The following is a 24179-nucleotide window of genomic DNA, read 5'->3' as shown; positions in this document are numbered from 1 at the left end:
TATGAAAAAAAAATACTTTTTTTTATTATTTCTAATTTCAGTTTATTCTCCTTTAAAAGCTCAACTACAGCTTTCTAAATATGCAGAAGTTAGTATCATTACAGCAGGTCCTGGAGAAGAATTATATGAAGCTTTTGGTCACTCTGCTATAAGAGTTAAAGATCCTGTTTTAAATTTTGATTTAATTTACAACTATGGAATGTTCGATTTCAATCAACCTAATTTCTATACCAATTTTGCCAAGGGAAATATGATTTATAGTTTAGCACGCTATGATTTTAAATACTTTATAGCAAGCTATAGAAGAGATAAACGCTGGTTAAAAGAACAAGTATTAAATTTAAACAAGCAAGAAAAACAAGCTTTTTTTGTTTTTCTAGAAGATAATGCGTTACCAGAAAATAGTGAATATTTGTACGATCCTTTTTTTGATAACTGTGCTACCAAATTAAGAGATATAACAGAATTAATTTTAGGTAATAAAGTTACTTTTAATGAAGATAATTTAGAAGAAAAACAAACACTAAGACAATTAACTAATAATGAAATTCATTGGAATACTTGGGGCAGCTTTGGCTTAAATCTAATTGCTGGTACAATTTTAGATAAAAAAGCAACCTTTAAACAATACATGTTTTTACCAGACTATGTATACCTTTCTTTTAAAGATGCTAGTTTATTTATAAAGAACCAACCAGATAAACTAATAAAGCAAGAGAATAATCTTTTAAAATTTAAAGAAAAAGAACCTAAAATATCCGTTTCAAATCCTTTGCTTATTTTTATTTTAATTGCAATTTTAGTAATCTTTGTTACAATTAAAGATATCAAAAAAAATAAAAGAACTAAATATTTAGATTTTATTTTATTTTTTATATCAGGTTTAATTGGATGCGTATTACTTTTTCTTTGGTTATTTTCTACACATTCTACAGCACCAAACAACTTTAATATTTTATGGGCATTTGGACCCAATTTTATAGTTGCTTTCTTATTACTAAAAACACAACCACCTAAATGGTTAAAAAGTTATTTGTTATTTCTAACACTGCTCTTAATATCTATTCCTTTCTTATGGATTGCTAAGGTTCAACAATTTCCTATCGTTTTATTACCTATTATAATCCTTTTATTTTTTAGATATTACTTTTTATCTAAAAAATTATTGACCTTTAAAAAATAGAACAGTAGTAATTGTTTTAATCAAAATTTTAAAGTCTAAAAAAGTACTTCTTTCTTTTATATAATATAAATCGTAACGCAACTTAATTTCTTGCTCTTCTATAGTATTAGCATACGGATAATTAACTTGTGCCCAACCTGTTAAACCTGGTCTTACTACATTTCTAATAGAATAAAAAGGAATTTTTTCAGTTAAGTCTTTTACAAACTCTGGCCTTTCTGGTCTAGGACCAATAATACTCATTTCTCCTTTTAAAATATTTAAAAATTGTGGTAACTCATCTAACCTTGTTTTTCTTAAAAACATACCAAAACTAGTAATTCTGCTATCATTTTTTTTAGCCCAAACTGCTCCGTTAGATTCTGCATTTGTTACCATAGACCTTAATTTGTATATACTAAAAACTTTACCATATTGGCCAACTCTTTTTTGAGTGTAAAAAAGGCCTCCTCTATTACCTAAACAATTACCTATCAACAAAAAAGGAATTAATCCTGTAAAAATAATAAGTCCAATAACTCCAATTATAATATCAGAAATTCTTAAACCTAATAAGTAAAATCTGTTACTATTATTTTTGCTGAAATTAATATATTTATAAAAACTACTACTTAAATATTCTTTTGGTATTCTTTCAATTAAATTTTCATAAAACGTTTCATAAGTAACAATATTAATCCCGTGTTCGAATAATTCAATTAATTCGCTATTTATTTTTTTTATAATTTCAGGTGATAAACCTTTTAATGATACTACTACTTCTGTTATATGGTTTTTAGATATTACAGTATTTAAATTTACTTTAGAAATATCATGAAAACCATCAATATCATTCAACTTTTTCTCTGTAATGTAACCTCTTAAGTTATGAATATTGTCTTTTCGAACTTCTTTTATCAAGCTTTCAATAAAATCTGATTGACCAATAAATACGACACTTTTAAAGAATTTAGGTGAAACTATTAGCCACATATACATAAACCTCCAAAAAAGTACAGGTATAATTAGTATCAATAAAAAGTATACAATTTGCAACCTGTTTTCTGGTAAAACAGGAGCAATAAATGGAGTAAAAATATAAAAAACAGTAGTTATAGTAGCGGTTAAGCTGATACTCCTTAAAACAGTATATTTATTATTAGAAATATTTAAATCGTATAACTGAAAAATTTCTCCAAATAATAGATAATAAAAAGAAAGTAAGAAAAGCCATCTAATAATACGAACATCAAGAAAATTAATGTACGTAAAACTTAGAAAATTATAAGTAAAAAACAAAGAAAAAACTATAAACAGTATATCAAAAATACGTAACAATACTCTTCTTTCCGATATATCATAATGTGATTTTGAATTCATTTTAGTAATTTATTAATAACATTGCACAATGTATAATAAAAAGCCTCAAAATAAGATTTTTTTTCAACATTCTTATATAAATTCCAATTCCACTTAAGCATTTCTACTTTATTATTAGAAATTGAAAGACTTCTATCTCTATATTTAGCTAAAACTTTTGGTATACCAAAAGCGTATTTCTCCATCTTTAAAATTTTTAACCATAAACCATAATCTTGTCTTTTTCTAACATTTGGCATATAAACTTTACCTAAAACATCTGAATTATACATAGCTGTTAAGCATCCTATTTCGTTAGAATATAACATCCTATTATAATCTAATTTCTCTTTACATTCAATTATTTTATTTTTTGGCTTTCCGTTTTCATCTATAATTTCATAAGAAGAATAACTAATCGGATAATTATTAGTTTCCATAAATTCTAACTGAACTTCTAACTTTTTGGGTAACCATAAATCATCACTATCTAAAAAAGCTATAAAATTACCTTTTGCTAAAGATATTGCTTTGTTTCTTGCTATAGCTGCACCAGAATTTTTTTGTAATTTATGCAGTATAATTCTATCATCTTTTAGAGAATAAGACTCTATAATCTTAGTACTATTATCAGTAGAAACATCATCAACAATTATCATTTCCCAATTTTGATAAGTCTGATTTAAAACACTATTTATAGTCTGTGATATAAATTTTTCTGAATTATAATTAGGTGTAATAATTGATACTAATTTATTCATATACTTTAGAAATAAAACTTTTCAGTTTCCCTTTGCCTTTTTTTAAAATCACATTACTATTTATACAAAAATCCATATCTTCTTTAAAATATTTAATAATTTCATTTTTAATATATTGTTCTGTATTTATATCTATTTTATTGGTTATATTAAAAATTAAACTTCCCTTTTCATTTTGAATAACTTGATAAATAAGATCTATTCCATAGGTTTTTGATATATTTTTAAAAATATAATAAAATGTAAAACTGGGATAAATTTTTAATTTACCATAGACATTAACCCCAACCCTTCCTGTGACTTCTTCTAAAATTGGATGATTCATGCCACAAGAACATTTTTTATCTCTTGATGATAAAGAAATATAATCACCCAGTTTATATCTAATTATAGGAAAAGATTTCATTTGTAAATTTGTTATTAGAATTTCACTATCTTCAACTTCAACAATTACTCCTTCCATATTAATATGCATAGATCCATGCCTACATTCAAAGGCTATTAAACCTGATTCTGTTGCTCCATATTCACTAATCATCCTTACTCCAAAAGCTTTTTGAATTTCTTTTTGATAAGATTCAAAAATTTTTTCTGAAGTTCCTTTCACCATTTTGATTCTCTGTGGCTTAGGCAGTTTCAGTTTATTAATTAAAACCGCAGTATGGTATACCATTGATGAATAACCATGAATATAGATTGAATCTTTAGATTTTTTTACAAATTTTTTAAAAATTTTATCTTCATAACTAAAAATTCTATATCTATTTTGTAAAAAATCTAGAATATTATTTTTAATTTTTTTTAACAAAGAAAAATTAAAACCCCAAAAATATCCATTCTTCTCCCAAATATTAACATCGTACCAAGAATACCCTCTTTGAATAGCTGCTCTATTAAAAGAATCTGACTCTTCATTCCTATAAAACTTTAAAGACTGTCCGGATGTTCCAGATGTTACGGCTAGAAATTTTTTTTTAAATTTTAAATTAGTATGTACCATAGAAGAATGATTTATTAAATCTATTTTTTCTATAGTAGGAAATTTCTTTAAATCTTCTAATGATTTAACTTTATCAATATCTAAATTAAATTTATCAAACTGATTTTTATAAAACTCAGAATGATGGTATGCTATATGTAAAAGTTCTTTCAACTTTTTTAATTGATAAGATTCTAACTTTTTTAAAGACCATTTTTCAGATTCTTTTAAAAAATTATATTTAGTTTTCAAACTAGGGTTTCTAACACTACTTCCTATTAAATATATATTTTTTTTAATCATTATTTAAGTATTTCAATCCATTTAATTCTATTTTTTTTCCAACTAAAACTTTCAACTTTTTCTCTTGCATTAATTACTAAGTTAGGATATTCTTCTTTAAGAATCGATATAATTGCTTTTGTCATTTCTTTTTCATTTGATTTTGTAACCAATAAGCCATCAACTTCACCCTCTATTAAAAAAGGAATCCCTCCTACATTTGTATTAATCGTTGGCAACCCTAAAGCCATTGCCTCCATTACACTTACCGGTGTATTATCAACGTTAGTTGTATTTATAAAAACATCAAATTCTTCAGATTTTTTATGCCATTCTTCTTTTAAAAGCACTCCTGTGAACTCTACAGAGTTTTCTAATTGTAATTCTGATACTAATTGTAAACAATCATTATAACTATTATCTACAAAAGGACCAACCATACAAAGTGTTGCTTTAGGGTATTCTTTTTTTAATAAATTTAAAACCTTAATAGCTAATGTTGGGTTATAAATTTCCTTAAATGCCCTAACCCAAAATAACTTTGGTTTATAAGAAGTTCTTTTCTTAAAATTATAGTTTTCAATTTCTAAAATATTAGGAATAAACATTGTTTTATAACCTTTATTTTCAAAAGCAGATTTTAAATAATTAGAAGGTGCTATGTTTTGGTAAGAATTATTAAAAATTAAATCGCTAAAAAATTTACTCCTATTTAGTCTATTAGGTAAATTCCCTCCATGTAAAATAGGTATATACTTTAAATTAAACAATCTTGCCAATTGAGAAATAATAAGTGCGTAATAGAAATTTATAGTACTGAATGTATCTATCAAAACGTAATTTACTTTTTTCCTGTGCTTTATTAGAGTAAAACACATATCCAATAACCTTAAAAATTTATTTATTTTATCTGATGAAACCGTTACAATATAACCTTCTTCTTTTAACAAGTTAGATAATACAGTTAGAGTAGAATTATACTTTGTTTTTTTTGTTAAGTTATTACCAATATACAATATTCTATTATTCATCATCTTTTGTAATTCTAATTAAACTCAGCCCATATGCAAAAGCAGGAAAAGCAATTCTCATTGCAGTGTGGTTTATCGTTAAAAACCAAAAGACAAAAAAAGCTACTAAAAAAGCCCTTTGATAATTATTACTAAAATAAATGTTTTCTAAAGGTAATGTTAAAAGTATAATTAAAGCAAAAATCCCCATTATTCCATGTTCTTCAATTAACCTACCTACTTCGTTATGAGAAGCTGCTGTAACATGTTCTCCACTTTCCAGTCTTTTATACTTTCCATTACCTACACCAATACCAAAAAAAGGAGATTCTAAAAAACTTTCTAATTGCATGTTAATAATATCTAACCTTCCTGATGATACATCTTCCTTTTTTTTACCTATGGAATTCTTACCAGCATACCTATTGTCTATCATCCCTCCAGTTATATTTGAAGTGTATAACCATATTCCAAGAAATAGGAATATTGAAATAAAAATATATTTGGTAATTTTAGTTAATGTAACTTTATTATTTAAAAACATAAAAAAAGTAAATAAAATAAAAGCTACTGAACCAGTAATTAAACCTCCTCTTGAAAAAGTCAGTAAAACTCTATAAGTGAAGTATGCTAAAAAAAATGCATCTAAAAAAATATAAAAAGATAAATTAACTCTGATAAACAAAAATACAGCTAAAATAAAAGCTCCAAAGGCTATAATTGTAGATACTTGATTTGGACCAAAGCCTCCTGATGTAGCAAAATTAGACCCTGTACTAAAAACCAATTCTTCTAAACTAGGTGTTCTAAAATACACATAACTGACAATAGAAAAAATGGGCAATAAACTCATAAAAAGTAATTCGTTTAATTGAGGTATAGTAATAATTCTCTTATAACAATAAATAGCAAAAACACCTAAAGATATTGGACCACTTAAATTAAATATAATTGCTTTTCGTATAGATTCACCAGGAGGTACTTCTGTAAACAAAATACCTACTAATATTAATAAAATATAAAACAAAATTGATATTGAGTTCTTCTGTTTTATTGGCCCAATAAATAAGCCTAGTAAAACAAATAGCATTATACCATATTTACCCAACTCATATAAAAGAGTCCCCCCAGACATTCTAATAAAAACTTCTGCACCAACTAAATATGCAGAAAAATATAATGCTTCTTCATTAATATTTTTAGATTTATAAATAATAAATAAACCAACTATTATAATTAATAAAGGGTAAATTTTAGATATAGGTAGAAAAGTAACTATAAAACCTAAGAAAAAATGAATACCAATATATAAAAGTTTATTTCTAAAAATTTGATCTATCATATATTGAAATATATCTTTTTTAATTTATAAATAAAATTTTCTTTAGAGAAAAAATCATGCACATACTTGTATAAAACTGCAGAAACATCTTCTCTTAAGTGATCATTATCAATTAATTTAATTAAATACTCTGCAAAAACATTACTGTTCTCAGGAATAACAATTGCTTTTTTATGATTCACAACTTTATTACAATCACCAACATTAGTAACTAGTACTGGTAGTTTTGCCAAGCCATACTCTAATAATGAAACAGGTAAACCTTCTGATTTAGAAGATAATACACCTATATCTGATTGCTTAAGAATATTTTCTATATCACTACAAACCCCGTATAAATAAACATTATTTGTTAGATTATTTTTCTTAATAAAGCTTTTTATCTCTTCAGAATAATCATTCTTGTGTATTTCACCTATTAAATGTAAGCTATAATCAGGGTATTTTCTAATTACTATTTTAAATGCTTTTAATAAATTAATATGATCTTTTTGTTCTCTAAAAGCAGCTAAATGTACTATTCTTTTTCCTTGATTGCCTTTTAATTCTGTTACAGAACTTTTATTAGTGAATTCTGCAAAATTATGTAAAAAATAAACTTGACTACAATTTAGTTTATTTTCTGCCCATTTTTTTAAGTCATTATTAACCGAAATAATAGATTTAAAAAAATAAGAACAAATATTTAATGGAAATAACTTTCTAGAATCTAAATTTTGACTTTTCCCATAATGGTCATGCCAAATAAGATTTATTTTAGGATAAAACAATTTTACACAAAAAACAAAAAAATAAGATGTAGAATGCGCATGTACAATTAATATGTTATTGTTTTTTATATAGTTTATAAATTTGAAGATTGCTTCTATATCTATAGTTTTTTTTCTTTTTAGAGATAAAAAACCAACCTTTTTATCAATATTTTTATTTAAGATACCTTCTTCTCTTGTAGCACATATGTGAGAATTATAATCCTCTTCTGCTAATCCATTAGCTATATTTACAGCCAAAACCTCTGCACCTCCTGCATTTAGAGAGTCTATAACTTGAATAATCCCTTCTGTTTTAAACATCAACTAATTTTTGAATTTCTTTTTCAAATTTATCTAAGGTATATTTTTGAGACCAATTTTGAGCTTTCAATACTTTATCTTTATATATTTCTTTATTCCTCAAATAGCTTTCTATTTCAATAACTATATCTTCAATTTTAACATTATGTTTCAAAATACTTCCTCTTTGATTATCTGCCAACATATAATCAATACAAGAAACATTAGATGATATAGGTAAACATGACCAAAACATAGCCTCTGCCACAACTTTAGGCCAACCTTCAGATTTAGATATAAAAATAAGAAAATGTGATTGCTGAAAAGCTTTTTTTACTATTTCTTTATCTACATTTCCATGTAAAGTAATATGTTTTTTAAGTTGATGTGATGCTATATAATTTTCTATTTCTAACCTTTTGACTCCATCTCCATATATATCTAAGCTAATATTGTAGCCTTTTTTTATTAACTGGTGAGCGGATTGAACACTTAACAAGGGTTGTTTACCAATGGTTAACCCTCCTACAAAAATCAACTTAATTGGTTCTTTTAAATCTTTGTTTGGAACCTCAACAATTTCAGTTTGATGATAACTTGCCGTGAAAAACGGTAAAATGTTTTTGGATTGATTTGGCCAATCTCCATAAACTAAAACTTTTATTTTTTTAGTTAAAAAAGTATTTGCCAACAACCATTTCTGAAATTTATAGGTAACAGGTTGTTTACTTTTAGGATCCCAATTTCCTGCATATTTTGCTGTTTTTTGTTTTGATGGAAATAGTATTTGAACCAAACAACCTAACAATCCAATATTTCCAGGGCAACGTAAATGAATGTGATCTACATTTTTCATTACTGTAAAAATCATCCAGCATATTTTTGGAATTACTAACAATGCTTTAAATAGATTTTTTACAGATGTAATATCAAAGTTTGGAATAGCCATCACCTTAATATTAAGATGTTGGTATGCAGATTCTATACTTGTAATTTCTTCCTTAGCAACAGGAGCTATAATAATAATTTCATCAACGTATTTACCCCACAAATTCATTTCGCGTACATAAGGCTCATAGGCGTATACGTGTCCATCTTTTATTTTATGAATGGCATGAGTTATAATTCCAAATTTCATCTTTGTACACTTGGTTTATTAAAAATTAAACTCAATAATCCATAAAATCTCCCTAAAGCTTCTGTAAAAGCTTCTAACTTTTTTTTAGTAGTAAATATGTTTACAAACCTTAATAAAATTAGAACAATGGCAATGGCATTCCATTTAAAACGAGCTCTTAATTTTGGTTTGGCATATTTAACTCTCCAAACATACCACCCATTCCTTGTAACCATTTTACCATACTTAAATTTATTGGGCCTACCTGCAGCATCGTGATGGTGTTCTAACTGTACATTGGTAGCTAAAACATTTTTTCCAAATTGTAAGGCTCTTAATGAAAAATCTGCATCTTCATACAATCCATAACCTTCAAAGTAGGTAGAAAATTTAATAGTATCAACTACACTTCTTCTAAAAGACATAGACATTCCAATTAACAAATCTACTGTATAATTTTTACCTATTAAAGGATAACCACATGATAATCCATTAGAGAATTCTGGCATTATTCCTGGGGGTTTGTTGCTTCCTAAACCTAAATAATTTCTTAAAACATGTCTTTGACCTAATTTAACATGGTATCCATCTATAGAAATATATTTTTTTTGATTATAATAATCTGATGAGTTCAATTTCCAATTGTTTTCATTTGTTGCTATGCCTCCTACTCCTGTAATATTAGCATCGGATATAAAAACCTCTTGTATATTTTTAAAATAATCTATACTCAACAACGTATCATCGTCTAAAAAACAAACAAAATCTATATCTTTTCTAAGCTTTTCAACTCCTAAATTTCTTTGTTTAGTTAAGCCTCTTTGTGCTGCTTCAACTTTGTAATAGATTAAGTTTTTAAACTTATTCTTTTCTATTATTTCTTGTGTAGCGTTATCTATAGAACCGTCAATAATTAAAATTTCATCAGGATATAAACTTTGTGTAGCCACTGTTTTTAAGAGCCTTAACAAAGCTGTAGGTCGCATATATGTACAAATTATTAGGCTAAACTTCATTTTCCATCATTTTTTTAGCCCAATTTATACTTACCTTCCATCGTTTATTAAAACTTTTTAAATATACTATTGGATTTTTAATAGATTGTCTTTTATAAAATTTTATAAAAAGTATTATTTTATACCCGTTTAATTGCTCTTTAGTTAAATGTTTTAAGTGATATGCCATTACTGTTGGTGATGGTTTTGGCTGAATTTTATCATTACTCCATTTTGGCATAAACTTATGTCTAAAACCACCTATAGGAGCTTTTAAATGTAACATTTTTACGAAAGGCAAATAAATAGTATCACAACCTAAATTTTTTAATTGCATGCCATAATCTGTATCTTCTCCATACCCAAACTCATGTTCTGGTTTAAAACTGCATTTATGTACATATGTACTTTTTACAATAGAAGTTCCAGAACCAAACCCCACCCATTGAAAAAGTTCTTTATTCTTTTCTATTTCCCCTCTTTGTAAACAACTAATTGTTACACTTGTTAATTTATACTTATGTATATAAGCAAATGTACTTTTTAATAAATCATTATCAAATCTAACATCATCATCTGCAAAAAACACCCAGTTACCTGTTACTTTAGATAATGCTATGTTTCTAGCATTACAAGCCCCTAATTGATGAATGAATGTGTGATCTATTTTAAAAGGCCAATCATTATCTACTAGATAATTTAATTCGGATACAGAACCTTCCAATCCATTTTGCTCTACAATAATTACTTTATTAGGTAATAATGTTTGTTGAGATAAATCTTTTAATACATTAAACAAATGTTCTTTACGTCCTAGAGTAGGAATTAAAACATCTACTTTGAAAGAATCTTTAACAATACTTTCTTTAATAGATTTGACTTGTAAATCAGAGAAATCAGTAGAAAAAGTTTTGTCTTTTTTACCCCATAAGCTTTTAACAAAAGCTACAAAAGGAAATTGCTTGTTGTATAGTAGATAATTTAACAACAATATAAAAACCCATTGTACTTTATAATGTTTTTTAACAAATTTGAATAATAAATATTTTTTATTCTTAAATTTAGGTAAAACATGCTTTGGTTTAGATATTAATAAATTAGGTTCCGAATAACATAATAAACCTTTTGGCATCCCTATTTTTGCTAAACTACACAAAAACTCATCAAAAGATTGCTTTATACTTGTAAATTCTTTGAATTTGATTAAAACATTCGAATTAATACCTCCGATATTCGAAGACATTAACCATGTAGGATAAAGAACATCTTGTTTTATATTAATAAAACAATGCTGATCTACAAATCCTATTTCTTTTGAAAGTACATATTCTCCATTTAAACTATAACTTGCTAAAATTAATTCATGATGAAAAATATTTTTAATTTTTTTTTCATTTATGAAATCTTTTAAATTCTGATGACACCAAATTAACAAGCTATTTTTAAACTCATTAGAAAGAGAAAACATGCTTTTTTGAATATTTTTCTCATTACATTTTGTAATAACATTTGTCTGAGTATTTTTATACTCTATCGCAGAAGTTCCGTCGTGGTATAAAATAATCATTATAAGCCCTTATATAATTTAATATTCTCTTCTATTGATTTTTTACTATCAAACTCATTAACGATTCTTTTCCTAGCATTTATAGACATTTTACTAGCTTCTTTCTTATTATTTAACAAAGTTAATGTCTTAGTTTTAAAATCATCTGTATTTGTTGGGTTAATCATAAATCCGGTAATTCCATTTATCATTAATTCTTTAGCCCAACCAATATTAGAAGTCACCATTTTTTTTTCTAATGCCATAGCCTCTAACCAAGTCATAGGAAAAGCCTCTGCAAAACTAGGTAGTAAAATTATTTCTGATTGTTGAACATGTGCCAATACTTCTTTATAAGGGACAGCATTTAAATATGTAAAGTTTTTTAATGCTTTGTTTGATAATAAACCTTTAAATAATTCTAAGGTAGATTTTTTAGTAAACACATCTACGTTATCTTTTCCTAATAAAGTTAAGGTTACTGTACAGTCTTGTTCAATAATTTTATTAAAAGCTTTAGCAATTTCTAACACACCTTTTTTTCTAACTACAGTTCCAAAATAAAGCAACGATTTTTGCTTTATTTGCCCATGATTTGGAGTAAATAAATTGGTATCTATGGTATTATAAACAACATCTATGTTTTTTTTTAACTTAAACAAATGTTGCGTTTTTTTTGCTACATACTCACTAACTCCAACAATTTTATCTGCTCCTATTATAGCTCTTCTTTCAAAAAAATAATTTTTGTATTTAACATGTCTTTTTTCTAAGTCACAAAAATAAGTATCAGACCCATGTAGTCTAATAACAAAAGGGCATTTAAATTTCATAAAAGCCGTAAACCCAGTCCACTCTGGAGCTTCTATAACATCAATTTTATTTTTAAGTACAATATGGTTTACATACTTGTTAAATGATCTTCTGTTGGTAAACCAAGTTATACCTTTTACTACATTTTTTTTTACCAAATGTATTTCTACACCATTTTCAATAACAATATCTTCTTTAGGTTGACTGTGAATAAAAACAGTTACTTTACATTGCTTCATAACCAACTGTTCTGCTAAGTTTTTTGTAAAAGTTCCAATACCTCCAATGTTTCCTTTAAAACTAGCTATAGGATATTCTGGTGTAATAAAAGCTATATTCATGGTAATATTCTTAGATGATTTTTAACCATATTATCTAAAGTAAAATCTGGAATTTTAATACAATTAAAATTAGACTCTTCTATTTTAATTTGATGAGTAAGAATATTCTTTAAAATTTCGGTTAGTTTATTTATGTCTTGCTCCATAAAAAGAAAGCCATTGTATTCTTCTTTTATCAATCCTAATACATTACCCGCGTTTTTAGTTGTAATTACTGGTAATTTACACAATAAAGCCTCTACAACACTATAACAAAACGTTTCTCCTAATGAAGGGTGAATTAAATAATCATATTGATGATATATTTCTGATAAATTATCTACAGACCCTTTGTAGTTAACAATTTTACTTAGTTTAAATTCTTCTGTTTTCTTTCTTAACTCATTTTCATAAGGTCCTTCACCATATACATCTACTATAATACTACCCGAATACGTTTTTTTTAAATTATTTAGTGCTTTAAGTAAATGTTGTAACCCTTTTTCTTTTCTTAAATGGCAGGCAACAATAAACTTTGCTGTAAAACTATAATTCTGCTTAGAAATAAAATTTTTGGTATCTATACCATTATATACAACAGTAATTTTATTTTTAATTATTAGTCCAAAATCATTAATTAAATGTTTTTTAGAATAGGCAGAAACTGCTATAAACCTATTTATATAAGTTGAATACAAAATAGATTTCACCTTTTTTACCAATGATTTTTTTAACGAATATCCTTGTAAAGGTCTTGGATTATGATCCACAGCAACGACATAAGAATTAGGGTTTTGCTTTTTAACATCTTTGTAAAACTTAGTGCAAAGTTCAGTAAAGTGAGTAATTACAATATCATAATTGTGATTACAAGAAACTTCTAGAAACTTTTTTTCTACAGATGTATGATTTGCCTTATAAATATTTAAGTTTTTATAAAAATCAAAAGTAGTATATGCTGTAAAAAACCAGTCTACATGATATTCATTTTCTTTTAATTGTTCATCAAACAATCTAAAGAATCTATCCATACCACCAATTCTGTCTGGTTTTAGAATATAATTACAAACTACGGCTACTTTTTTATTCATTGAATTAAAAATTAATTTTAATTTATTATTAGATTTTTAGTTTATTTTTAATTTTTAAAATCTTTTTTTCCAGAAGAACATTTTTAGGGTAATTATTAAAGTATTTATCACCCCCTAAAATACTAACCATCTCTTTTTTTTGAGTCATATATTTTCCATTAATAGACTCTAATGATTTAATTTTATTATATAAAAAAGGGAAAAGCTGATATTCACTTAAAATTAATTCTCTTGCTTCCTGTATCGAGTCAATATTTTTTTCCCACTTATTAGAGTTTACCAATTCTTTTAAAAATAAATCAATATGTTTATCATTCGGATCTAATTTTATATAGGAGTCTTTAGGAAAATAATTATCAATACGATTACACCCAAAATATATGGGCATTGTAAAGCTTAAATAACAGTCAATAATTTTTTCTGTCCAATAATATTCACTTTTATAATTCTCATATGCTATTGCATATTTTGAGTTACTTAAAACATCCCATTTATCATCTATTGGTTTAATACCTCTTCCGTACAACTCAATAAATGACAAATTTTTAATTGAATCTAAAAAATGCATTCTATTGCTATGTCCTTTTGAGCTACGTTGATTACTAGTGACCCATACTATTTTATTCTCCTTTTTTAAATCTTCTACTTTTAAATGACTTAAATAATCATAGTCTTTCCCAATATGCCATGGGAGAGCTCCGTGTGATAAAATATTACCATTTTTTGTATCTAATTGATTATAATTATATTTAACACTTTTATTTGCATATTGTCTGTACTTAGAAATTTCATTTGGAGGCTCCAGACATAAATGAATAATATTATTTTTATTTACTTTAATAGAGAAGTCATTTGAAGGATATTCTAAAATAACTAAATAATCACATTCTTCTATATCATCTTCAGTAAAAACAAATTCCTTCCAATTCATTGAATTATTGGGAGTCTGTCTCTTTAAATCTGGATATTTAAAATATCTTTCTATTTTAACTTTCATAAAACTAATTTACTGTTAATTGTTTTAAAACACTTACTATTTGCATTGATGCTGCTCCATTACCATAAGGATTTTTATTTCCAAACATAGTATTATAAGCATCTCTACTATCAAGTAAATTAATAGCCTCTTTAATTATTACATTTTGATTTGTCCCTACTAATTTTACTGTTCCTTCTATATCCGCCTCTTGTCTTTATGTTACATCTTTAGTTACCAAAACTGTTTTTTTAATGACGGAGCATCTTCTTGAACCTCTCCACTATCTGTAATTATTATATAGGATTGATTTAACAACCGAATACAACTAGTCTTTTTTTTTTATGATTGTTGATTATGATTCTTAAATAATTTGACTCAATGAATTCACAAAATTCTCTGTGGATTTTGTGGGTTCATTACCAACAATTATATGATACCACTCGGTTCCTCTTTTAACATTAGATACTTTATTTAACAAGGTATTTTCAACTATTTTTTCTAAACTCTCTTTAGAATCACAAAAAATAACAGCTTCTTTTGATGGCATAGATCTAAAATGAACATAATCATAATTTTGTCCAATATCTCTAATTCCCTTTTTTAATTGAGGTTGTTCATAATTGTAATATACGCAAGGTTTTTTGTGTATAACAAAATCAAAAACAGTAGAAGAACACACATTCGTTACCATTTCACTATGATGACAGATATTTGAAAGTAATTTATAATCTTCATTTTCTGGATATCTGGCTTTCATAGCATTTCCATACTCTTTCCATATTGGATCTAGAGGTACAATTATATCTTTGTTTTTATTAATAATATCATCAAATCTATTAGAAAAATCTACTGGACATCTTCTAAAAATAATCCCAATATTGTTTCCTTTATTATTTAAACTACGTACAGCGTTTGTTAAATCTTCTAAATAATATTGATCTAATGGAGAAGTTGTCTCATCATCACCAGAATAACAGATATATTTTTTATTAATATCTAAACCATAACGTTTACAAAAATCTATTCTACTTTCTATTAAACTATTATCATAATGAGGTTCAAACTGAGGAGTACCTGTTACAATCACCTCATTATCACTAATAAACGAATAGTATTTTAAAAGTTCTTTTTTCATTAAATCACTCCACACAAAATAATAATCTGTTTCTAAAACCAACATGGCTTTTGGTACATTATCCCAAGACTGAATAAAACATGCTGTTTTTATTCCTAAATCTTTAGCTGCTAATAAGGGAGCTAAAGCTTGTGTATTTCTTTGATTAGAACATAAAACTAAATTAGGTTTGTAAGCCTCTAATTGAGATTTACAATCTGTATACCTTTGAGTACTTTTTTCTAGTTTTACTATTTTATTTTTAATAAAATTTAATCCTTTTTTATTAGAACATAATAACTCTAAAGTGTTTACCATTACACTTTTTATAGTATTTCCTAAATTATTATAAGTTAAAGGAAACTTATACATTTGGTAAACATCATCCTTAAATTTATCGGTAAATAAATTGAGTTCAATTCTTTTTCTTGCTCTAGAAAAAACTGAAGTTAAAGAATGTGTAGTTGCTTTTTCTATTTTAATTTCTTTATAAGATAACTTTTTATTTATTGGAAAAAATGAACCATTCCAATAAGATACCTCAACTTCTTTTTTTTCTAATTTTTTATAAAAATCGGAATACACAAAATTTCTAAGTCCTCCACCATCAGGAAGTAAAAACAATATTTTTTTATTTGCCATGTTTACAAATTACTATTTTCTATACTTTAATTTTTCTCTTTGTACTTCTTCAATACCTAATATATCCGATTTTTTATAAGTTAATGCTTTATAAACTGCTTTTAAATCTCTATTTAATTTGCGTAACCCCATTGGCTCTAAAGATGCAGCATGATCGGTTCCTTTCCATGTTCTATCTATAGTATAATGTCTTTCTATTATATTAGCTCCTAAAGTAAAAGCAGCAATGTCTACAGCTATTCCTAAATGATGACCAGAAAACCCAATATGTTTTACTTTGTCTCCGTATTTTTCTATTAACAACTTAATATCTAACAAACAAACATCTTCAAAAGGAACAGGATATCCAGAAGTACAGTTATAAACAACTAAATCTTTATTTCTCCCTTTTTCTACAAAAAAGCTAATCAAATCATCAATTTCTTTTTTAGTTGTCATTCCTGTAGAAATATGTATTTCTCCATTATAATTATCTGCCAACCACTCTAACATATCATAATTATTATTACAAGCAGAAGGAATTTTTATAAAAGTAGGATTTAAACTTGCTATTTCTTTTGCAGAAGTAATGTCCCAAACAGAAGTTGAATATTCTATACCTACCTCTTCACAATACTCTTTTAAAATTTTGTGTTCTTCTATATTAAACTCTAAATACTCTCTATGTTCTCCATAAGTACCACCATAAGAATTTGCAGGATTTGGGTGTGGAGCACTGTATTGTTCTTCAGTTAATAATTCTTTATTATTTCTTTTTTGGAATTTTACAGCGTCAGAATTACAAAAAATCTTTGCAATTTTAATTAATTCTTTGGCAATTTCTATTTCTCCTTTATGATTACACCCTATTTCTGCAATTACATAAGGCTTTTTATAGTTAACACTCATATCTTTTATTATAATTAATTATAAACTCCGAAGCCTCTCTTATAGCTCCGTTTCCACTTTCTTTATTTAAAGTAATATCTGCAATTGCTTTTATTTTTGTCATTGCATTGTTTGGTGTAAATGACCATCCAACGGCACACATCGGAGCCATATCATTAATATCATCTCCTATATATGCTATATGATTAAAATCAATACTTTTATTTAATGCTATTGATTTTAACAAGGCGTATTTATCTTTAATACCGTAATAACCAGCTGCTATTTTTAGTTTTTTCATGCGTTGTTTTACCAATTCTGAATCTTCTGAAGTCATTACCAAAAGCTGTACACCATGCTCTCTTAAAATCTCCAATCCCATACCATCTCTCATATCAAATTCTTTAGAAAGTTCTACATCTTTACTAAAAGTAACTCTACCATTAGTAAATACTCCATCAACATCTAACACAAGGTATTTTATTTGCTTAGCAGTTCTTTGGTGTTGCAACCTGTTTTTTATTAACTGTTCTACAACTATCCAATCATTCTCGGTATCAATTTCTGTTAATGTATCTTCACTCATTTCTACTAAACCAATATTTGGACTTAGTCTATTTTTAGAATTTAAAAAGGATTCTTTTTTTATTGCATATACAGCTCCATTTTCTATTAATAGTCCATTAAAATCTTGTCTTCTAGGTCTATTAAAAACATCATAATTCATAGGATTTCCATCTTCTGACCACACAAACCTATGTGTTCTAACAACGGATAATGAACTACTATATCCATCTACAATAACTTTGTTTAAACAAGCATTTATATCTTTTGAAATAGTTAATGGAGAAGTAGCTTGTAATAAACAGAGTATATCAAAATTATGATTAATAAGGTTTGAAAATTCTAACAATGCACTTTCTGTAGAAGCTACATCATTTGCATTTTCATCACTCCTTTTTAGTGTTTTTACTTTTGTAGACCATTGGTAATGTTTATTTACAAAATCAATAATATCTTCATCATCAGTAAAAATATAAATTTCATCTAAATTAGAAAAAATAGCTTCTTCTAACACCCAAGAAAATAAAGGTCTCCCTAATAATTTCTTTTTATTTTTCCCTTTTATACTTTTAGAACCTTTTCTTAACGGTATGATTGCTACTTTTTTCATTTAAAATATTTTAAACAGTCTTTTTAGGCTTCCAATACAATTTTGTATCAGGTAGTTTTTTATATTCTTTAAACTCTTTAGGTGTTAACCTATTAGCATTTCTTATTAATTTAGGTATATTATAAACAAGATCAAACAAAGCTTGTGTAATAGCAATTGTAGCTTTTATATCTCCCTTAAAAGTTTTCTTTTTTATTTGTACCCACAGGGTATAAACAAATAGTTTAGGTATTTTATTTATTGGATAAAATAAAAAATAAAGATACCAACCAGAACGCAAAGACCTTCTTAACCTTACTCTATAATCTTTCTGTTTTTTTCTAGATTTAATATCTACTCTATGATGAACTAATACTTTAGGATTGTATAAAACCTGCCATCCTTTTTTAAATAATTGAAAAGATGCAAATTCTTCTTCTCCATAAAAAACAAACCATGCAGGGTAATTAAGAATGGAATTCCATGCTGTTTTTCTCCATACATGTCCACACCCTACAAACCCTTTATTTAATTCATAATTATCTGTACTTGTTACTTTTATTGGATTTTCTTTACCCCAAAAAATCCTTAGATTCTGAACACCACTTTTAGGATTTTCTACAAAACATTTATCTATTTCTTCTAAAACATTTTCAGATAGAAAATTTGCATCATCATCTAAAGAAATAATATACTCACCTTTTACTTTATTATTTAAAACATTTCTGTTATGAATTAGGCTTTTACTTTTTTTATTGTGTATTAATGTAGAGTTACTATAATATTGATTTAAAAACTCTTTTGTTCCATCTGAAGATGCATCGTTACAAATAAGTAATTCTACATCTTTTCTGTTAAGAATATTTTCTAAAGATTTTAAAGTTTTCTTTAAATCTTTTAACCTATTATAAGTGGTTATAACAAATGAGTATTTTATCATCTTAATAGGTTTTATGTAACTCACTTGGTAAACCCCATTTTTTATAAAAAACCTTTTTAAATCTTTTATAAAAAAGCCTCATTACTTTTGTTTTTAAGAAAAAACTATTTTTTTTATCCTTTAAAATTATGCTGTTAGTTATTAAAAATGGAAGTTCTATTTTATTTTGTGATTCGCAATCAATCTTCTCTTCCATCCAAGATTCTAGAGTATTACCCATATGATATGCATAATTATCATCTGTAGTAAGCCTCCATAAATCTTTTTTTACACAAGGAAAATCTAAAATACTTGTTTCGCTATTTCCTCCCAATAAATAATTAGAAAACTCAATATTATTATCAAATAATTCTCTTTTATAAGTAGCTACAAAGTGTCCACTACCTATAACTGCGTTTACATTTCTATTGATTTTACTTGAAATAGTTAAATTATACTTTAGATAATCTTTATTATAATCATCACTCCAACCAATACTATTATAAAACATTTTTAAAGCTTTAGGATTCTTTACTTTTGTAAAGTTTATAGTTGAATCAAATAATCTATCAAAAATTACATTATATCCTAAATTCTCAAACTGCTTAAACTGTGGAACAATTCCTACCACACCTGCTTTTGGAAAATTTTGATATATTTCAATCGTTTTTTGTAACCATCCTGGTAGAAATTTAACATCTGCATCTGTAATTGTAATTAATGGTTCTGAACTACTCTTAACAGCCTTTATAATACTATTTAATTTCCCTATTTTTTCAGTATGAATTAAATCTTGAATTGTATTATTTTCAAATAAATAGTTTAAATAATCTATTACTTCTTTACAACAACCATTATTTACAACAGTAATTGCTGAATCTTTGTCAATTGTTATTGATAAACTACTAATACATACTTTTAAAATACTTAGAGAATCCTTAAAATATCCTTCTTGATTAGGAATGTATACAGGAATAATTACACGATGCCCATAACACTTAATTTTATATTCTAAATCTTTATGTGGATTATTTCCTATTCGCATAAAAGTCCTTTTCTTTTAATATTACTTTATACGGATAAACACTTAATAATGATTTTCTCATTTCTTCTAGAATATTTTCACTTGTATTTTCAAATAAGCTATAATCACTTTTCACAATAATTTCTTCTATACTATTCACATTTTTTACAACTCTGTTTACAGACTCTAAATAATCATAAAATTTAACATCATCTCCAGATAACTTATTAGAAAATTTTAACCAAACATTAGGTATATTGTAGGTATCAGCTACTATAATTCCATGTAATGAACTAGATATTATATAATGACATTCATTTATTTGATCAATAATATTTTCTACTTCATCTACATTAATCATTAAATCAATAACTTTTACACTTTTATTATTCTGATAAATAGCGTAAATTACTTCATAATCAACATAATGAGGAATAATTCCAAATTTATATTTTTTATTAATTTTATTTTTATAAACCATTGGTAAAAGAAGAGCTGGATCACCGAATATTTTATTAGATTTAAATCCTAAATCTAACACCCTTTTATAAGTTCTAGGCCCTCTAACAGCTAAGAAAACACCTCCTTTTATGTCTTCATTTTTTTTTATGATTCCGCTACCCCAAACTTTTGTTTTCTTCTTAGACCTACTTATAATACTCCCAACCATCATTGAGTGTTTTATAAAATAAGCATAACCACTAGAAGGATTAAAGTTTATAGGATTAAATCCTGATAACTTTTTAATCAAATATGGTGTTAATACATCACCGAAATTTTCTTTTGATGATTGTTTTGAATCTTTCATTGACCACCAAAATACTTTTGGTTTCTTTGTAAAGAAAAGGTAAAAAAACTTAGTTAATTTAATAACACTATTCTCTAGTTTCATCATTCCAATTTTTAAAGAAAAACTCCTTATTCTCTTTTATTTTATTTTCACTCCAATCCCACCATTTGGAATCTAATAATTTTTCTTTTACAGAACCAGAAAACCTATTCTTTATAAATTTTGCTGGAACCCCACCTACAATTGAATATGGAGTTACATTTTTAGTAACTACACTACCTGCACCAATTATAGATCCATGACCAATTTTTACTCCAGGTAAAACACATACATTATCTCCTATCCAAACATCATTACCAATAATAATTTCAATGCAATCTTTATTGATAATTTCTGGCTTTTGATTAAAGTACTTCTTGTAAAAACTATACTGAATAGAGGAATAATTATAATTATGATTTGTAGTAATCATCTTGATATCTTTTCCTAAAGCACAGTATGACCCAATTGTAATTTTACCATTACCTCGTATTTGTAAATTACCATTATGATAACTATCCTTGCCTACTTTTATATTGTTTATTGATATTATTTTGATAGGCATCTCATCATCCAATAATTTTTTAATTTTTATTGAAAGCCATTTCTTTAAGCTTGATTTAGCTCCCATTTTGCTTTAGAATATATTAAATAATTGCCTTTAGGTATTCTACCTGTTCCATAAATATCATTAGGAACTACATTAAAACCTATACACTCTTTATGAATACTTATTGTATTATTATTTTCTGCAATAGCTATTGTTACTAGATATTCTCCAGGCATTAAATTTAAATCTTCTATTGTAGATTTAAAAATAAAATTTTTAGATGATGAGAACATCATATCCTCAATCTCATGAGATCTAATAGCTGCTATTTTACTTCCGTTTATAGATTCTATAATAATACTTGCTTTTATATTACTATATGATTCTTCTAATAAAGAATATATCAAAATTTCTATTTTATCTCCCATCAAGACTACGCACGAATTTTTATACTCACCTATTTGGTTAATAGACCTAATTTCTACTTTTGAAACTTGAAAAGATGATTTCTTTTTTTTAAACTCAACATAATTTTTACCATTCATCAAAAGTGAACTATTTTTTAAATACAGATCAATAGTATTTTCAATATCTCCAGTAAAAATACTTTTACCATTTTCTATCAACATTCCTCTAGTACACAAGCTCTTTACAGCAGCCATATTATGACTCACAAACAAAACGGTTCTTCCATCACTATTAGAAATGTCTTGCATTTTACCAATAGCCTTTTTCTGAAATTCAGCATCTCCTACTGCCAAAACCTCATCTACAATTAAAATATCTGGTTCTAAATGAGCTGCTACTGCAAATGCCAAACGCACTTTCATTCCGCTAGAGTATCTTTTTACAGGTGTATCTACATAACGTTCGCAACCAGAAAAAGAAATTATTTCATCTAACTTAGATGCAATTTCTTTTTTAGTCATTCCTAAAATTGCTCCATTTAAAAAAATGTTTTCTCTACCTGTCATTTCTGGATGAAAACCTGTACCAACTTCTAACAAAGAAGCAATTCTTCCTTTAGATTTTATAGAACCTGTTGTTGGCCCAGTAACTTTAGATAAAATTTTGAGTAAGGTAGATTTTCCTGCCCCATTTTTGCCAATAATACCTAAAACCTCTCCTCTTTTTACGTCAAAATTAATATCTTTTAATGCCCAAACATACTCAGAGTTTCCTTTTGACGCTCTATCATTAGAGTCTCCTATTTTTAAATATGGATCTTCTTTACCTCTTATTTTTGCTATAAATCTATTTAAATCATGACTAATAGTACCTGTCCCAACAGTTCCTAAACGGTATTGTTTAGATAAATTTTCAACTTTTAAAATTACATCTTTACTCATTACTATATGGTATCTATAAAAGTTTTTTCTGTTTTATTAAAAATTAACAGGCCTAAAAAGAAAATAATAATTGTAAAAATTACAGTATAAATTATATTAAACATAGTTACACTACCTTCATTTAACAACATAAACCGAGACATTTCTACCATATGTGCAATTGGATTTAAATCTACAATCCAAGAATAATCTGTTCCGTTTTCTAAATTTATTAATTTTTCTCTCATTAAATTTAACGGATACATTACAGCAGATATATACATTAGTAATTGTACACCAAAAGATACTAAAAAAGTTAAATCTCTATATTTTGTTACCATAGAAGAAATTATCATTCCTAATCCTAAACCAATCATCCCCATTAATAAAACAAGAATTGGAAAAAAGAAAACATAAATATTTGGCGCTATAGTATATCCTGATAAATAAAAGTACATATAAAAACATACAAAGACAAACAACTGAATGCCAAATTTTAATAAATTAGAAATCACAATAGACATTGGCATTATCATTCTTGGAAAATAGACTTTACCAAAAATGGCTTCATTTTTTTTAAAGGTATCTGAAGTTGCTGTTAAACATTCTTTAAAGTAGTTCCAAGAAGTTACACCTGCTAAATTAAATAAGAAAGATGGTATTTGACCTGTAGAAATACCTGCAATATTATTAAAAACTAATGTAAAAATTATTGAAGTAAACAAGGGCTGAATCAAATACCAAAGAGGTCCTAAAACAGTTTGTTTATATACAGTTATAACATCTCTTTTTACAAAAAGCATCAACAAATCACGATATCTCCAAACCTCCTTTAAGTTTAAATCTAATAAATTATTCTTTGGTGTTATTTCAAAAAGCCAATCTTTTTTGTTCATCTATTAAAATTACTATTAAAAACAAATTTTATTTATTTCAAAAAAATGA

The 24179-nt window shown here is 26.2% G+C and carries 22 protein-coding genes and 1 pseudogene; 1 reads left to right on the top strand and 22 read right to left on the bottom strand.

Annotated elements, in window-relative coordinates; all coding sequences use genetic code 11:
• Nucleotide 1: 1 nt before the first annotated feature.
• Complete coding sequence (locus KI686_RS09460; protein ID WP_237589041.1) at nt 2-1183, top strand: lipoprotein N-acyltransferase Lnb domain-containing protein; 1182 nt, start codon at nt 2-4, stop codon at nt 1181-1183.
• Here the strand turns inward: KI686_RS09460 and KI686_RS09455 are convergent.
• The 22 genes and pseudogenes from KI686_RS09455 to KI686_RS09355 form a co-directional block, all read right to left on the bottom strand.
• The gene (locus KI686_RS09455) at nt 1163-2542 is read right to left on the bottom strand and encodes an exopolysaccharide biosynthesis polyprenyl glycosylphosphotransferase (protein WP_237589040.1); all 1380 of its coding nucleotides are present in this window, start codon (nt 2540-2542) and stop codon (nt 1163-1165) included. The two genes, KI686_RS09460 and KI686_RS09455, sit on opposite strands and share 21 nt — an antisense overlap.
• Entirely contained in the window at nt 2539-3282 is a 744-nt protein-coding gene (locus KI686_RS09450; RefSeq protein ID WP_237589039.1) for a glycosyltransferase family 2 protein, read from the bottom strand. The genes KI686_RS09455 and KI686_RS09450 overlap by 4 nt, the downstream gene beginning before the upstream one ends.
• On the bottom strand, nt 3275-4564 hold the full coding sequence (locus KI686_RS09445; protein ID WP_237589038.1) for a phenylacetate--CoA ligase family protein: 1290 nt from the start codon (nt 4562-4564) through the stop codon (nt 3275-3277). The genes KI686_RS09450 and KI686_RS09445 overlap by 8 nt, the downstream gene beginning before the upstream one ends.
• Nucleotides 4564-5577, bottom strand: a complete 1014-nt coding sequence (locus KI686_RS09440; protein ID WP_237589037.1) for a glycosyltransferase family 4 protein — start codon at nt 5575-5577, stop codon at nt 4564-4566. Before KI686_RS09440 ends, KI686_RS09445 begins: the two co-directional genes overlap by 1 nt.
• Entirely contained in the window at nt 5567-6895 is a 1329-nt protein-coding gene (locus KI686_RS09435) for an O-antigen ligase family protein (RefSeq protein WP_237589036.1), read from the bottom strand. The genes KI686_RS09440 and KI686_RS09435 overlap by 11 nt, the downstream gene beginning before the upstream one ends.
• Nucleotides 6892-7968 carry a glycosyltransferase gene (locus KI686_RS09430; protein ID WP_237589035.1) on the bottom strand — a complete coding sequence of 359 codons (1077 nt, stop codon included), beginning with the start codon at nt 7966-7968 and terminating at the stop codon, nt 6892-6894. Before KI686_RS09430 ends, KI686_RS09435 begins: the two co-directional genes overlap by 4 nt.
• Complete coding sequence (locus tag KI686_RS09425; RefSeq protein WP_237589034.1) at nt 7961-9085, bottom strand: glycosyltransferase; 1125 nt, start codon at nt 9083-9085, stop codon at nt 7961-7963. The genes KI686_RS09430 and KI686_RS09425 overlap by 8 nt, the downstream gene beginning before the upstream one ends.
• Nucleotides 9082-10080, bottom strand: a complete 999-nt coding sequence (locus tag KI686_RS09420; protein ID WP_237589033.1) for a glycosyltransferase family 2 protein — start codon at nt 10078-10080, stop codon at nt 9082-9084. Before KI686_RS09420 ends, KI686_RS09425 begins: the two co-directional genes overlap by 4 nt.
• Entirely contained in the window at nt 10070-11626 is a 1557-nt protein-coding gene (locus KI686_RS09415) for a glycosyltransferase family 2 protein (protein WP_237589032.1), read from the bottom strand. The genes KI686_RS09420 and KI686_RS09415 overlap by 11 nt, the downstream gene beginning before the upstream one ends.
• Entirely contained in the window at nt 11626-12759 is a 1134-nt protein-coding gene (locus tag KI686_RS09410) for a glycosyltransferase family 4 protein (RefSeq protein ID WP_237589031.1), read from the bottom strand. Before KI686_RS09410 ends, KI686_RS09415 begins: the two co-directional genes overlap by 1 nt.
• The gene (locus tag KI686_RS09405) at nt 12756-13829 is read right to left on the bottom strand and encodes a glycosyltransferase family 4 protein (RefSeq protein ID WP_237589030.1); all 1074 of its coding nucleotides are present in this window, start codon (nt 13827-13829) and stop codon (nt 12756-12758) included. The genes KI686_RS09410 and KI686_RS09405 overlap by 4 nt, the downstream gene beginning before the upstream one ends.
• A 28-nt stretch (nt 13830-13857) precedes the next feature.
• Complete coding sequence (locus KI686_RS09400; RefSeq protein ID WP_237589029.1) at nt 13858-14826, bottom strand: glycosyltransferase family 10 domain-containing protein; 969 nt, start codon at nt 14824-14826, stop codon at nt 13858-13860.
• A 4-nt stretch (nt 14827-14830) separates the two neighbouring features.
• Nucleotides 14831-15010 (bottom strand): annotated as a pseudogene (locus tag KI686_RS16890) (UDP-N-acetylglucosamine 2-epimerase); the annotation flags it as partial.
• Nucleotides 15011-15169: 159 nt separating this feature from the next.
• The gene (locus tag KI686_RS09395) at nt 15170-16564 is read right to left on the bottom strand and encodes a CDP-glycerol glycerophosphotransferase family protein (protein WP_237589028.1); all 1395 of its coding nucleotides are present in this window, start codon (nt 16562-16564) and stop codon (nt 15170-15172) included.
• Nucleotides 16565-16576: 12 nt separating this feature from the next.
• Complete coding sequence (locus KI686_RS09390) at nt 16577-17452, bottom strand: N-acetylneuraminate synthase family protein (protein WP_237589027.1); 876 nt, start codon at nt 17450-17452, stop codon at nt 16577-16579.
• Complete coding sequence (locus KI686_RS09385; RefSeq protein WP_237589026.1) at nt 17442-18605, bottom strand: acylneuraminate cytidylyltransferase; 1164 nt, start codon at nt 18603-18605, stop codon at nt 17442-17444. The genes KI686_RS09390 and KI686_RS09385 overlap by 11 nt, the downstream gene beginning before the upstream one ends.
• Nucleotides 18606-18615: 10 nt before the next feature.
• Nucleotides 18616-19524: a glycosyltransferase family 2 protein gene (locus tag KI686_RS09380; protein WP_237589025.1), complete on the bottom strand. Its 909-nt coding sequence runs from the start codon at nt 19522-19524 to the stop codon at nt 18616-18618.
• Between the two features lies 1 nt (nt 19525).
• A complete protein-coding gene (locus tag KI686_RS09375; RefSeq protein ID WP_237589024.1) occupies nt 19526-20548 on the bottom strand; it encodes a glycosyltransferase family A protein in 1023 nt (340 codons plus the stop codon).
• Nucleotides 20532-21335 carry a polysaccharide pyruvyl transferase family protein gene (locus KI686_RS09370; protein WP_237589023.1) on the bottom strand — a complete coding sequence of 268 codons (804 nt, stop codon included), beginning with the start codon at nt 21333-21335 and terminating at the stop codon, nt 20532-20534. Before KI686_RS09370 ends, KI686_RS09375 begins: the two co-directional genes overlap by 17 nt.
• Before the next feature lie 67 nt (nt 21336-21402).
• Nucleotides 21403-21987, bottom strand: coding sequence for a CatB-related O-acetyltransferase (locus KI686_RS09365; RefSeq protein WP_237589022.1), 585 nt, complete (start codon nt 21985-21987; stop codon nt 21403-21405).
• Nucleotides 21966-23255 (bottom strand): ABC transporter ATP-binding protein, encoded by a 1290-nt coding sequence (locus KI686_RS09360; RefSeq protein ID WP_237589021.1) that lies wholly within the window; start codon nt 23253-23255, stop codon nt 21966-21968. The genes KI686_RS09365 and KI686_RS09360 overlap by 22 nt, the downstream gene beginning before the upstream one ends.
• A gap of 2 nt (nt 23256-23257) precedes the next feature.
• On the bottom strand, nt 23258-24130 hold the full coding sequence (locus KI686_RS09355; protein ID WP_237589020.1) for an ABC transporter permease: 873 nt from the start codon (nt 24128-24130) through the stop codon (nt 23258-23260).
• Between the last annotated feature and the right edge of the window lie 49 nt (nt 24131-24179).

The organism is Polaribacter sargassicola (assembly GCF_021991835.1).
In the GTDB taxonomy this organism is placed as follows: Bacteria; Bacteroidota; Bacteroidia; order Flavobacteriales; family Flavobacteriaceae; genus Polaribacter; species Polaribacter sargassicola.
Note: the sequence above shows the minus strand (reverse complement) of the source record. Positions and strands in the feature narration are given on the sequence as shown.